The organism is Aliivibrio sifiae, assembly GCF_002954705.1.
GTDB lineage: Bacteria > Pseudomonadota > Gammaproteobacteria > Enterobacterales > Vibrionaceae > Aliivibrio > Aliivibrio sifiae_A.
The window spans coordinates 1697534-1710477 of the sequence record NZ_MSCO01000001.1; the positions used below are offsets into that span (position 1 = coordinate 1697534).

Annotated in this window: 13 protein-coding genes; 3 read left to right on the top strand and 10 right to left on the bottom strand. The window is 37.2% G+C overall.

The annotated features are described in order from the left end of the window. The first annotated feature begins 375 nt into the window (after positions 1-375). The gene (locus BTO22_RS07505; RefSeq protein ID WP_105054954.1) at positions 376-978 is read left to right on the top strand and encodes a riboflavin synthase; all 603 of its coding nucleotides are present in this window, start codon (positions 376-378) and stop codon (positions 976-978) included. A gap of 176 nt (positions 979-1154) precedes the next feature. On the opposite strand, the gene BTO22_RS07510 is transcribed toward BTO22_RS07505, so the two are convergent. From BTO22_RS07510 to BTO22_RS07520, 3 genes are all read right to left on the bottom strand, one after another. After that, positions 1155-2615, bottom strand: a complete 1461-nt coding sequence (locus BTO22_RS07510) for a bifunctional NUDIX hydrolase/phosphatase PAP2 family protein (protein WP_105054955.1) — start codon at positions 2613-2615, stop codon at positions 1155-1157. Further along, on the bottom strand, positions 2612-3097 hold the full coding sequence (locus BTO22_RS07515) for a GNAT family N-acetyltransferase (RefSeq protein ID WP_105054956.1): 486 nt from the start codon (positions 3095-3097) through the stop codon (positions 2612-2614). The genes BTO22_RS07510 and BTO22_RS07515 overlap by 4 nt, the downstream gene beginning before the upstream one ends. A 115-nt stretch (positions 3098-3212) precedes the next feature. Continuing rightward, positions 3213-4547 (bottom strand): outer membrane protein transport protein, encoded by a 1335-nt coding sequence (locus BTO22_RS07520; RefSeq protein ID WP_105054957.1) that lies wholly within the window; start codon positions 4545-4547, stop codon positions 3213-3215. A gap of 341 nt (positions 4548-4888) precedes the next feature. Here BTO22_RS07520 and BTO22_RS07525 point away from each other — a divergent pair, with 341 nt between their 5' ends. Then, positions 4889-5620, top strand: coding sequence for a phosphatase PAP2 family protein (locus tag BTO22_RS07525; RefSeq protein WP_105054958.1), 732 nt, complete (start codon positions 4889-4891; stop codon positions 5618-5620). On the opposite strand, the gene BTO22_RS07530 is transcribed toward BTO22_RS07525, so the two are convergent. Continuing rightward, positions 5617-6498 carry a LysR substrate-binding domain-containing protein gene (locus tag BTO22_RS07530; RefSeq protein WP_105054959.1) on the bottom strand — a complete coding sequence of 294 codons (882 nt, stop codon included), beginning with the start codon at positions 6496-6498 and terminating at the stop codon, positions 5617-5619. The genes BTO22_RS07525 and BTO22_RS07530 overlap by 4 nt on opposite strands. A 364-nt stretch (positions 6499-6862) precedes the next feature. Here BTO22_RS07530 and BTO22_RS07535 point away from each other — a divergent pair, with 364 nt between their 5' ends. Further along, positions 6863-7576: an aspartate/glutamate racemase family protein gene (locus tag BTO22_RS07535; protein WP_105054960.1), complete on the top strand. Its 714-nt coding sequence runs from the start codon at positions 6863-6865 to the stop codon at positions 7574-7576. A 2-nt stretch (positions 7577-7578) separates the two neighbouring features. Here BTO22_RS07535 and nrfF read toward each other — a convergent pair whose 3' ends face one another. The 6 genes from nrfF to nrfB form a co-directional block, all read right to left on the bottom strand. Further along, positions 7579-8034, bottom strand: coding sequence for a heme lyase NrfEFG subunit NrfF (gene nrfF, locus BTO22_RS07540; protein ID WP_105054961.1), 456 nt, complete (start codon positions 8032-8034; stop codon positions 7579-7581). Continuing rightward, complete coding sequence (locus BTO22_RS07545; RefSeq protein ID WP_105054962.1) at positions 8034-8561, bottom strand: DsbE family thiol:disulfide interchange protein; 528 nt, start codon at positions 8559-8561, stop codon at positions 8034-8036. The genes nrfF and BTO22_RS07545 overlap by 1 nt, the downstream gene beginning before the upstream one ends. Next, positions 8558-10444: a heme lyase CcmF/NrfE family subunit gene (locus BTO22_RS07550; protein WP_105054963.1), complete on the bottom strand. Its 1887-nt coding sequence runs from the start codon at positions 10442-10444 to the stop codon at positions 8558-8560. Before BTO22_RS07550 ends, BTO22_RS07545 begins: the two co-directional genes overlap by 4 nt. A gap of 93 nt (positions 10445-10537) precedes the next feature. Further along, complete coding sequence (nrfD, locus tag BTO22_RS07555; RefSeq protein WP_105054964.1) at positions 10538-11494, bottom strand: cytochrome c nitrite reductase subunit NrfD; 957 nt, start codon at positions 11492-11494, stop codon at positions 10538-10540. A gap of 1 nt (position 11495) precedes the next feature. Then, positions 11496-12182: a cytochrome c nitrite reductase Fe-S protein gene (nrfC, locus tag BTO22_RS07560; RefSeq protein ID WP_105054965.1), complete on the bottom strand. Its 687-nt coding sequence runs from the start codon at positions 12180-12182 to the stop codon at positions 11496-11498. A 1-nt stretch (position 12183) separates the two neighbouring features. Then, complete coding sequence (gene nrfB, locus BTO22_RS07565; RefSeq protein WP_105054966.1) at positions 12184-12777, bottom strand: cytochrome c nitrite reductase pentaheme subunit; 594 nt, start codon at positions 12775-12777, stop codon at positions 12184-12186. Positions 12778-12944 lie beyond the last annotated feature (167 nt).

The following is a 12944-nucleotide window of genomic DNA, read 5'->3' on the forward strand; positions in this document are numbered from 1 at the left end:
CACTAATGGTTTTAAAATTAGAAAACAACATTATAGCAATCCACATAAATATTTGGTCATTCTTGCTTGCTAAAATCGATTATAGCTGTGTCATAATACCAATTCCAGTAATTATCTAAATAACTACTTATCTGAATTGGTATTAGTAAGCATCCTGCAATAATTTACAGTAATAATGTAGCTAAATTTGTAATAAAATCATTGACAAAAATTAAATTCGTTATAAATAAACGAATTAATATCAATTATATATGTGTAGTTAAAATTTTAATTCACTATTATATAGAGTCCATTGTCATGAATCGAGCAAACCCAACATTGAATAACTGATTCATAACAAATATTTCTCTCTTACTTAAATAAAAGGTATTCTTTATGTTTAAAGGTAATGTTCAAGGAGTCGGTACAGTTGAAAATATAGATAAAGGAGCTAAATTTCAAAGCCTTCATGGTGTTTCTTTGTTACCCATAGATGCTGATCTCCAAAGCCACGATATCATTTTTCCAGAAGATATATTAGAGGGAGTGACTTCAGGAGAATTAATAGCAATTAACGGAGTTCGTCTTACAGTGGTTCACACTGATAAAAGTATCGTACGTTTTGATATAAATGATGCACTAGAACTAACCACCTTAGGTCAATTAAAGGTAGGGGATAAAGTTAATATAGAGAAATCCTTTAAATTTGGAGATATGACTGGAGGTCGTTCATTATCTGGTATTGTCACCGGTGTCGCAGATATCGTTGAATTTATAGAAAAAGAAAATAATCGTCAAATATGGATTGAAGCTCCTGAACACTTAACGGAGTTTCTAGTCGAAAAAAAATATATCGGTGTTGATGGTGTTTACTTAGTTATTGATGCTATTGAAAATAATCGCTTTTGCATTAATTTACTCCTAGAAACAGATATGAGGTGGTACAAAAAAGGAAGCAAGGTGAATATTGAAATTCCAGATATTGCAGGTAATTGGTAAAATCAGACTGTACCGAAAAGTTTTTCTAATACCAATACAATTAATTAAATGATCTATTTTTACGCAGAAAAATCGCTTAAAAATAAGGCAAAAATTCTTATAAGTAGTTATTCTACAATACTAATTTTTAAGTGATTTAACCAGTAAGAATGAACAGATAATTACTGGAATTGGTATTACTTCTTTTGAATCTTCAATTTTTTTGATAACCATGCTGAAAAAATTATGATCACAAACATAAGCATAAAATTCGCGATAGTTTTTATTGTCAGCACAAGAATACTCCTAGAAGGAAGAGCGGCTAACAGCTCGTAAGTACCAAAACGGAACACCAACATCAACGTAATAATAGAACAAAACGCAATCAAACGACCTTTTGTTGTATTTAATATAGCCTGCTCTTTTTTCAACACAAGCGCAAGGGTTGTTCCCCAACATAACGCTGCAACATACAAATAATTCATATGGAACATAATAAACGCTATACCACTAGTGATAATCGCCATTAATAACCAAAATGAAATACTTCCCATTACTCGATACAATAAATCTCCATGCTTCTTTTGTATACTTGAAAAATGGTAAACAACCATCATACCTAACAAAACCCCAACGATAACATCACTCAAGAAATGTACGCCTAACCATACATGCGCAATAGATTGCATGATAAATAAAGGCACACACACTTGAACAAAGAGCTTAAGTGTCGAAGCTTCAACTTTATTTCTCTTCAAAGCAAGATAAAAAGTTCCATAAACAACAGTAGAAAGCATAGATTGCATACTAGGCATTCCAAATCCATTTGCTGAAGTTAATTGCAATTGTGGAACATAAAAAAACGGTCGAGGTAAATTCAATCCTTGCCTTGCTAACTCACTCAATACTATCGAAAAGACAATACTGAACAATAATGTTAACGCAGACTCTCTTCCAAAATAAACTAAAGCGACAACAACTAAAAAATAAAAGAAGGCTGCTTGCCCGGTTTCATTTATAAATGTGAAAAAAACTTTAACAGTCACGTTAATAATAGAAGGTAGCGCATTAATACTCTCACGCAATGACATCAGTAGCTTCAATTCATACTGATGAATACCTGAAGCTTGATCAACTAAATTAGTTACCCAAACGACATTACTCCCATTGTCTATCGGTTTCGCAAACCATTGTTTCAATTGTTCTAGCTGCTCAGGATAACGGTATTTTTTAGGGTTCACTTTATACGGTTCTGTTAGATAAACAGCTTCTGTCTCTATGCCGTAATGTGGAGCAAACCAAGAAGGTATTCGAAAAAAGCCATCCGTTGTTTGTAAATCAAAAGCGACAATATCAGAATTACTAACGCAACGAAAAATCGTTGCCTTTTCATCTTGACACAAGACATCAGTTGCCGTAACTACAAGACCTGCTTCTTCCCATGTTTCACGCTCGGCAGCTTCTTTTGCGCTTTCTCCCTCATCAATTGAACCACCAGGTAATGATAATTTCCCTGTAATAAGCTCTTCAATAAGAACAACTCTAAAACCATCATCAACAACACAAACCGCACCTTTAGATAAAGAGAGTTCATTAGCTAGAGTTGGTAATGAAAAAAAAGTCGATAAGAATAAGAAACAAGCTAAAAACTTATTCATGCACCACTCTCTTTAATCGATTTACGTAAATAATGAATATGCTCATTCAATCCTTGTTGGTGATAAAACGCTAATGCTGATTGATTAAAATTCCATACTTCAACAAAAACCTCCTTCACCCCATAATCTTTTAGCTCTTTTTCGATACGTTCCATTAATTTTTCTGCGATTCCTTCTCGCCTAACTTTTGATTCAACATACAGTTCATCAATAGTTGCCATCGTCACTGGTTTGCTTACTGTGGACACTAATTCACAAAAATGTCCCGTAACAAAACCAATAGCCTCTCCTTTCAATTCAGCTACATATACCATGCATTCAGGGTCATCTAAATAGTGCGCAATATTTTTTTCTTCTTGTATTTCTGATGCTGTTTTGAATAAGTCAGGGCATTGTTGATGATGTTCATCATGTAACTGATACATCATTGAATTTAAGCGGAAAAGATCAAGCTCTTTTGCTCGACGAATAAGAAGGTCCATGTTGATACCAAAAGAAAAGTGAGGCGTAATTAGACCATTATTTCTAAACAAAAAAAAGACTCTATACTAGTAGAGTCTATATTCATTGAGCGACTTATCAGTTTTATGAATTAAACTAGAAAGTATGACTTAATTGTATTGCAGCTAGCACAGCGTCTGAGTGTGTGATCGCAGTGACAGATGGAGCAGGAAGAGACTCATCAACAACCTCATGAACTTCTACATCTTTACCTAATAGATAGGTGACACCAAAATCCAATGCAGTATTTGAACTCCAGTTATATGTAAATCCAGCAGAGAACCACTGACGATCAGAATCAGGAATAGAAATTGAAGTTAACTCATCTACCGGAGTTTGGTCATACATATAACCGGTACGTAATGTCCATTTATTATTTAAATAATGAGTAGCACCAATTGAGTAATGATAAGAATTCTTCCAGTTGTATTCTTTCACTGTCGCACTTTCTGTTTCAATACTATCAAACGCTGACCATCCAACCCATTGAATACTATAATGAATGGCAGTTTTATTTGTGATCATATGAAAGCCTGAAAACTCAGCAATATCTGGTAATGGTAAATATACGGCATCATAACTTTGCTTCATGAAAGATACGTCGCCTGTAGCTTCTATCTCTGGGCTATATTTATAGCTTAAACCGAAGCGATTTCCATCATTGACTTCATACACCATCCCGATATTAGCCCCAAGGCCAACGCCTGTAGCTTGGATATCAACGGCTGTTGTTTTTCCACTAAAGCTCATACTTTGATCTGGAATTGGGCGTGGAGCATCAACATTAATCGTTACATCACCATCAACATCTCGATATAAGTCACCCATGCCATAAATTATATCAAGCCCACCACCGAAACTTAAATGCTCATTGACTCTATAAGCCAAACTTAATCCTAAGTTCATGCTTTGGACTTTCGTTGTCCCACCAAAAATCGGGGCTGCATAGTCAGATTCAAATTCAGTACCTGTACCAAAATTAGAGTATGCCGCAACACCCACAGCAAACTTCTCATTAACTGGGTGTATATAATAAAAATTAGGCACGAAAGCTGTAGGAGCGATACCATCTACATCAGCTAGATTTACAGAATCATAGCCGACAGAGGCTGAATCAAATGTTACATTCTTATTTAAATCAACACCTACATTAATCGTTCCATTTGGGCGATTATAAGTGCCATTTTTAACGGTAACATCGGGTTGAACGACCGTCATTCCCATAGAGAAAGCATCTTTATCAAACATCATCATTGCCGCAGCGTTTCGGCTTAATACTGATGCATTATCCGCAATAACAGCCTCCCCTGCGAATGCTCGGCCTAAACCTGTCGCAGAGTGCTCATTGACTTGAAAGCCAGCAGCCAAAGAAGTTGCGCTAACTAATAATGTACTTGTTGCTAACAGTGTGCGAGAAAAAGGTGTGTTCATCATTTACTTCATATCCGCTAATGGCAGTGAAAAGATTCGAACTCTTTTACTAAAAGGATGTCTTAGTATTTCGGTTCTTTTTCTATAATGCGCTGAGTGTATTGATATGTTTTTGTGTCAGAAATCTGACCAGTGTTTTTTTGACGAACATTTAAAAATACTCTGACAATGGTTAATATAAATAAATAGATTTGTAAAAATTAAAGCCTTCTTTGTTGAAACCTTTTGTTACACCTTAGAGTTATAGCTCTATGTTTCCCGTATTTTCCTTACTTTGTTTTGACTATCAATAAATCAAATAAAGTACACTACCTCTACTTAATTTTATTAAATGAATTGCTATGTTATTTTCTTTTTTACCTAAATACCGCACCTATGAACTCGCTGTTTTCTTTCTTTTTATTTTAACTATGTTGATAGTACTTTTAATTGTACCAACACCTAATTTATTTGACCCTTTATCAAATATGGGAAGCAAAGCGGTGGGTTGGTTAAGTCGCTCTGCGGGCTCCCCTATGTTTCTTCTAACTTCAGCGATATTCTGTAGTATTCCCATTATCAAGCGATTATCGATAAAGAAGTTATGTGCTCTGTATGCGCAGTTTGCAATCCTTTTAGTATTAAGTTTAATGCTAAAAATTGGCGTTAAAGCAGTAACAGAAATCCCTCGCCCTTATACCCAAGCGTTAGTTCAAGTTAATTTAATTGATAGCACAGATAGCTTCTATGCATTAAAAGAAAGTAATAGAGAAGCTCTTATTACTCAAGCAGACAAGATTGTTAGTCCTGCTCGTATCGAACAATGGAAAGAGGGAACAAACTATTCATTCCCATCTGGACATACTATTTTTGCTGCTATTTGTGTTTTATTCTGGGGCGGGTTTTTATTACGTCATAAACATTATATTTTAACGGCTATCGTCATTACTTGGGCCGTGGGGGTTGGCTTCAGCCGTATATGGCTTGGTATGCACTGGCCAACAGACCTTATTGCTTCAATGGTCAGTGCTTCCATTCTAATTCTTTGTGTTCCAACTATTCGCTTTGATAAAGAACCAATAGCTGATAATTAAAACTCAATATCACAAAGAATACTCCACACTTTTTCGCCTGCTGGATGTAACCTAGCTTGGTAACGGTAAGCGTAATACTCAATAGAGAGTCGTAATGTTGGTTCGCCAATAATTGCGACTTTTTTTTGTTTTAGCTCTTCTTTAATACTGTAAGCAGGAAGCCAAGCTATCCCTTGGTTATTCAAAACTAACTGTTTCAACATATCTGTCATTGATGACGAAAAAATGGGCGTTAACTGAACTTGATCTCTCACAATTTCAACTTGCCTACCCATGTAGGAAGTTGAACTATAAGCTAACCATGGTAACGCGTCTCCACTATCAAAATTAAAAATCGCTTCCCCATGCTCATTACAAGCACTCACTGGTAATAATTCAGTTTTAGAAATTAATTGAGATTGATAAGGCGGCAGTCTTAGAATCTCATCATCAAACGCCAACAAAATATCACATGCCCCCTCCCTTAGTTCTTTCGTTGCTTGGTCTACATCGATGGCTTCAACACTCAAAATAGGCTTGTAGTCGCTCTCTGGTAATGCGTTTTGAATTTTAGGAATCAAACTCGTTGCTAACGAATGCGCTGCCGCTATTTGAACAACATTGCCGCCAAGTCTCGATAAATCAGATATTTGGCTAATGCCTGTCATCATTTGGTTAATCAATGTTCGTGCCGTGATACGAAATAATTTACCACTAGGAGTCAGCTCAATCGGTTTACTTTTTCGATCAATCAAATCAGCCCCCACGGTATCTTCTAATAAACGTATTCGTCGACTAAACGCTGGTTGAGTTACATTCCTTAATGCTGCAGCTTGAGAAAAGTTACGCACTTTTGCCAATACTAAAAAATCTTCTAACCATTTACTTTCTACATTCATGCCATTTTCTCACTGCCCTTTAAAAGGATAAACATCACTATTCCTAAAATGCATTATTACGATTTTCATAATATTTTTATGCTAGATAACTCTAATAAATCGCTTTCAAAGAGAACAATTTCATATCAAACGTATAGAAATCATCCAAAAAAACGACTTACTGAGACTTGATTCTAGTTTTTACCATTTCGGCTATGCCGATTTGACATACATCTATAATTCTTAGCATTTAACAAAAACCATAACGACTGACATGATTTATTCAAACAAGCTTAAAGTATGGTTGTCGCCATTGGCTTTGGATTCTTACTTGCTCCTATCGTTCTTTAACTCTCATAAATACACATATTGAAGGAATAATATTATGAATAAGAAATTAGGTATTTTAGGTGGTATGGGGCCATTGGCAACGGTTGAGTTTATGATGAAAATAATAACTCAAACACCAGCACATAATGACCAAGAACACATTCCAATGGTGGTAAGTAGTGTTCCACAGATCCCAGATAGAACCGCATTTATCATGGGACACGGTACAGATCCTTACCCAGAACTAAAACACAGTTTTGACCAGTTAGAAAAGTCTGGCGCAGAATGTATTGTTATCCCGTGTAATACTGCACATTATTGGTATCCACAGTTAAGCGCGACTAGTCATGTCCATACTATTAGTATCATTGATAGTGTTGTACAAGAAACTCAAATACGTAAACATAAAACCGTTGGATTATTAGCAACAACCGCAACCATAAAAGCCAGAATGTACCAACAAAAGCTCAACCAATTTAATATCGATGTGATTGAAACTGACGATTTACAACAACAAGCTGTAATGGCAGGAATTTACGAAGTAAAAGCTGGCAATGTTGAGAAAGGGAAAACGATGATGTTACCTGTGTTTGAGGATATGCTAGCCCAAGGTGCAGAAGCAGTTATTTTTGGTTGTACTGAAATTCCAGTGGCATTAGCTGAACAAAATATGACATCACCAACCCAGTGCTTAGACTCACTAGAAATATTAGCAAAATACTGTGTTGAATGGTCTTATGAAGCTGAACCAGCTGCATTAGCAAGCTGAGTTTACTCTTTACGATTCTTCTTCACTGATTTAACCGCCATAATGCCAAAACCAATAAGCAACAATAACGGCAATAGCCAAAGCACATAGGTTTTCGCATTTAATGGCGGTTCATATAAAACAAAATCACCAAAACGATGAGTCATGAAACTCACGACCTCTTCATCTGTCTTTCCTGCTTTTATTTGTTGATAAACCTCTAAACGAAGGTCTTTTGCTATTGGAGAATTTGACTCTACCAAATTTTGATTCTGACATTGAGGGCAACGCAGCTGTTTCGCTAAATCGATGGAACGCTTCTGTTCATCAGCTGAATTAAACTCAAACAGCTCGACACTTTCAATAATCTCTTTATCCGCGCCAACAAACAGGCTTGAACCATTATCAGGATTAGCTAGGACTGATACAGAGCTGAATAATAGAACGACTGATAGCAATACTTTCACCCATTTATTCATTATTTATCCTTAAAGAAATCAGCAAATTCACGTTGCCATTTTTTCTCATCAAGTGCACCAGTAAAGCGATGCAATATCACTCCGTTCTGATCAATTAAGAAAGTTGTTGGTGTACCAAAAACGCCTAAATCCATTGCCAGTGATCCTCTTGGATCAAAAATTACCGCTTGATATGGCGAACCTGTCTGCTCTAATACTTGTTTAGCGGCAATGCGATCATCTCGATAGTCTAAACCAATGATGGTTATGCCCTGTTCTTTTAACTGATGTAAAAACTGATGTTCAGTTTTACAAATACCACACCACGCAGCCCAAACGTTTAACAATGTTAGTGGCTGTTGTTGAAATAAAGACTCATTTAATAATATCGACGTATCCATGACTTCTGGTAATTCAAAAGCCGGTACGAACTCTCCCACCATAGCCGTCGATGTGCTCGATTTTTTGGTTTCTAACCCTGTAAATAACACACTAAAAATTATTGTGCATATTCCAATCGCCAATCCTATTTTTATTGCTGGCTTCATTTATTACTACTCTTTCGCTTTATCATTGCCAATATCCCGCCTAGCGCCATTAAAATAGAACCAAACCAAATCCATCGAACATATGCTTTATATTGTAAACGTAATGCGAAACTGCCGTCTTTTAATTTTTCACCTAACGTCACGTATATATCTCCATGCCAAAACCAATGCATCGCAGGCTCACTCATGTTCATCACTCGCACTTGGTAATGACGACGTTGCGGCTGAACCATGGCTATTTCTTTACCATTTTCACGGATCACTAAATTGGCTTGCTCTGCGGTATAATTCGAAGCTACCAACAGATCAGTTTCTACATAACTAATCTCATAATCAGCTAATTTTGCAGTAACACCCGGTTCCATTTTCGCACTACGCTCAAAAGAGTGCTCACTGTTCATCGCCGCACCTATCATCACTATCGCAATACCAATATGGGCAATAACCATTCCTATCGCTTTGCCTTTAGATTGCTTCAGTGACCACACCGATCCCATGATTACCGCCAAAGCCAGTACCCAAACCAAACTAGGAATAAGCGCTATATTTTCATATTGAAAACGATATATCCCCAATCCCACAACTATAGAAACTAAGCTTGCGATAACAATCTTTTTCGCATTTGTATTGGTCGCCTTTCCTTCCCAACGAACAAAAACTGACACCGCCATCATAAACAAAGCAACAATCGCCATTGGCACAAACAACAAATTAAAATATGGCGCACCAACAGAGATATTTCCTAATCCTAGAATTTGGAAAATCATAGGATAAAATGTGCCAAGTAATACCGTAATTGTGGCGATTGAAAATAAACCCGCTAATAATAAAAATAGAAAATCACGACTGATAAAATGGCGAATAGATTGGCTATTTAACTGCCTATTTTTTAATGTATACAGAGACAAAGAAACCAACATAACCACAAACAAGATCAGAAGCAGAATGATCCCACGCGTTGGATCCACCGCAAATGCATGAACAGAAGTCAGTACTCCAGAGCGGACAACAAATGTCCCTAAAATGCTTAAACAAAACGTCACTAATGATAAAATCATAGACGTTTTTACTAGTTGGTTTTTCTTATCACTCACAATTAAAGTATGCAGCAATCCCGTAGCAGTTAACCAAGGCAGTAACGACGCATTTTCAACCGGATCCCAAAACCACCAACCGCCCCAACCAAGTTCATAATATGCCCACCATGAACCTAAACTGATCCCAATAGTCAGTAATGACCACGCTAGTAGTGTCCAATGCCTTGCATGTTTAACCCAATATTGCGGTACGTCTTTCATCATTAGTGCAGCAAGCGCAAAAGCAAATGTGGCAGCAAAACCGACATATCCTAAATACAATAACGGTGGGTGAAATATCAATCCAATATCTTGCAACATTGGATTCAAATCTCGACCTTCTAATGGCGTATTAACGTAAATAATAAAAGGATTTGAAGCAAATAAAGTAAAGGCTGAAAAAATAGCAATTAACGCATTAAGCACCAATAACACTCGAATAACGTATTCAGTTTGTATTGTTTTTCTCTTTAGCGTAATTAAACCTGCCCATAAGGTTAAGGTTAATACCCAAAACAATAATGAGCCTTCGTGCCCTCCCCAAATAGCCGCAATTTTAAAAAACACAGGTAATGCAGAGTTAGAGTGCTCAGCAATATATCGAATAGAAAAATCATCAATATAGAAGCCGTACCCCAATGCGGAAACGGAAAGAAAGCAAAATAAAGTACTAAGAATCGAGAGAGGAAAAATCAACGTAGCCCAAGAATTCTGAGAACGTAATATTCCATATATAGCAGATATGGAAGCAACAAAAGATAACACCATCGTTGCTACTAACCAAAATTGACCTATTTCAGCAATCATACGACTCCACTGCTCCCGATAAAAATAAAAACGCCATACTTACCCGAATTACAACTAAAGGCAGTAACTTAAGATAAGCATGACGATACAAAATTATACGACGGTCATTTGCCCTGCATAGAGAACAAACGTTCGCAGCATTAATACACCAAGCAAACTTAGTGATGTCACAACAAAGATAAAGCCTTTATCATGTGTCATTTCTTTTGGTGCGAAAGCGTTAAGGGCTAACGGTGCAATCATACCCAAACCAATAACGCCAACCCAGAACCAGGTACCCCAAAATCCACCACCAATCGCAGCCCAAGCGGCAACTTCACCTTGGCCTCCGCTAAAGATTAATCCAGTAAAGAACGTGACTAAAACAAATAACTCGAACAGCACGACTGGACGTTCGAAATTATGAATCCACTTCACTGAAGTGCTTGTGCTCGATTCGCCAAAACCTAGAATTCCAAACAATAAACACGCCGCAGCACCTGAAGATAAACTTGAGAACAAGAATAAGATCGGCAGTACTGGGTTATTTAACATTGGGTAAGTTTGCAATGCAGATAACAAGAAACCAGTATAGGCAGCAAGCATAATCGCTAACACCGCTAACACGATTTCTAATGCATTCTCAAACTGTTCTATCTTCAACAAGATCGTATCGATAAAACCAAACTTCCCTTTTAAGAACCCCATGATTTCTTTTCTAAAAATTATCCCTATCCAAGCAAACAAAACAACCATATACACTTGGAACAAGATAACCCCCATCGACATTACTGATGTAGGGTTGAAGTAAATCATGATTTTCCAGAACGCTAACGGTTTAGTTAGATGGAATACCAGAATTAACAGACCAACAATGATGCCAAATGGCGCTAGAATTGCCATGGCTTTAATAATGCCACTATGTGCAGGATCTCCTTCGATGACTTTACGCTTCAAATAAATTGAAATCATAACGGCACCAGCAGACATGCCAGCTAAGAAAAGATAGATCGCGATGATCCAATCCCAAACTAAAGAGTCAAAATTAAACGCAGCTTCCCATGCACTCATCTTAAATCTCCCCTTTTTGGTTTGGGATCTTAAATAACTTAGGCTTAGTGCCTAGATCCACTTTGTCTCGATAAAATACGCTATTGTTTAATACCGCATTAATCTCACTGTTTTTATCGTTCAAGTCACCAAAGATCAGTGCTTTTGTTGGACACGATTCAACACACGCAGGTTGTTTGCCTTGAGCTAAATTAGTCTCACGACAAAAATCACATTTATCTGCTGATTTGGTAACAGGATTAAAGAAACGAACTTGATAAGGACACGCCGCTAAACAATAACCACAGCCTACGCATTTCTCATTATGAACATCAACAATACCTGTGGCTTCATCTTTATAAGCAGCACCTGTCGGACACACCATCACACACGGTGCATTCTCACAATGTTGGCATGATTTACGAGTAAAACGATAATCGACATCAGGGAACTCACCACGAGGTTCACTACGGATAATCTCTAAGCGAGAAACGCCTTCTGGCACACTATTCACTTCTCGGCACGCTTCAGTACAGGCAGTACAACCAATACAAGCCGTCTCATCATGCACCATACCATAGCGTTTTGCGCCGTCTTCCATCGAATAAGCCAGCGTTTTTTTGCTGCTGATTAATGAGGTAGTCGCCACTCCAGTAGTAAAGATAACCGCACCTGAACCCGCTAAAAAATTTCGTCTAGAACAACTCATACTATTCTCCTAGCTTATTTTCTTTCTGATTAAAATCAGCGTGGCAATCAACACACATCTTTATCTTTGATGAATGGTCAAAAGAAAGTACCGCTTCTTTTTCTCCATGCACAATATGACAAGATGAGCAGGTTAAGTTTTTGGCGTGAACGTCATGCGTCCAGCTATCATCACGTAATCTTTCTGAGGTATGACAATCAGTACATTGGCTATTAGCTTGTAAAATTTCATCAAACGAGAGGGTCACTTTTTCCGTGCCTACTTTTGATTGTGCCGCAGAATATTTCGTTACTTGAGGAGCGCCTTCTCGGTGATCAGGCCCAATTGATTTATGACACTCGATACAGTTCACATCACGTTTAAGAGTCGCAAATGACTCTTCACCGTGTGAACCTTTAAGTGTTTCTTTTTCATCTTTATGACATTGAGTACATGCGTAATCTCGGTCACGAATTAACGTCACTTCATGTCGATTTGATGAGTCAGCCTCTATTTGGGGCGATTCATCCGCAGCAACATTGAAAGACAAACCATAGAGACAAAATGCGAAGAGTAGCTTCAACATTGTGGCTATGGCTAAATTAACTTTGCCCATGTTATATCCTTCCCTTTCCTACTTTATTTCCGTCAAATCCATCAACGATTGGACGCATAAAATAAAATGGATGAGTTATTGTATTGATGAAGAAATAAGCTCTTCATTGAAATCAATTCTCATTGGATAGTTAGCCACAACGCTTAACAGAGACAGTTTATATATAA

Bases quoted from the DNA above. Each gene is read 5' to 3' on its own strand.
- BTO22_RS07545 (WP_105054962.1), bottom strand. From the start codon at position 8,561: ATGAAGCCAGCAATAAAAATAGGATTGGCGATTGGAATATGCACAATA.
- BTO22_RS07505 (WP_105054954.1), top strand. From the start codon at position 376: ATGTTTAAAGGTAATGTTCAAGGAGTCGGTACAGTTGAAAATATAGAT.
- nrfF (WP_105054961.1), bottom strand. From the start codon at position 8,034: ATGAATAAATGGGTGAAAGTATTGCTATCAGTCGTTCTATTATTCAGC.
- BTO22_RS07525 (WP_105054958.1), top strand. From the start codon at position 4,889: ATGTTATTTTCTTTTTTACCTAAATACCGCACCTATGAACTCGCTGTT.
- nrfB (WP_105054966.1), bottom strand. From the start codon at position 12,777: ATGGGCAAAGTTAATTTAGCCATAGCCACAATGTTGAAGCTACTCTTC.
- BTO22_RS07515 (WP_105054956.1), bottom strand. From the start codon at position 3,097: ATGGACCTTCTTATTCGTCGAGCAAAAGAGCTTGATCTTTTCCGCTTA.
- BTO22_RS07520 (WP_105054957.1), bottom strand. From the start codon at position 4,547: ATGAACACACCTTTTTCTCGCACACTGTTAGCAACAAGTACATTATTA.
- nrfD (WP_105054964.1), bottom strand. From the start codon at position 11,494: ATGAGTGCATGGGAAGCTGCGTTTAATTTTGACTCTTTAGTTTGGGAT.
- BTO22_RS07510 (WP_105054955.1), bottom strand. From the start codon at position 2,615: ATGAATAAGTTTTTAGCTTGTTTCTTATTCTTATCGACTTTTTTTTCA.
- nrfC (WP_105054965.1), bottom strand. From the start codon at position 12,182: ATGAGTTGTTCTAGACGAAATTTTTTAGCGGGTTCAGGTGCGGTTATC.
- BTO22_RS07535 (WP_105054960.1), top strand. From the start codon at position 6,863: ATGAATAAGAAATTAGGTATTTTAGGTGGTATGGGGCCATTGGCAACG.
- BTO22_RS07550 (WP_105054963.1), bottom strand. From the start codon at position 10,444: ATGATTGCTGAAATAGGTCAATTTTGGTTAGTAGCAACGATGGTGTTA.
- BTO22_RS07530 (WP_105054959.1), bottom strand. From the start codon at position 6,498: ATGAATGTAGAAAGTAAATGGTTAGAAGATTTTTTAGTATTGGCAAAA.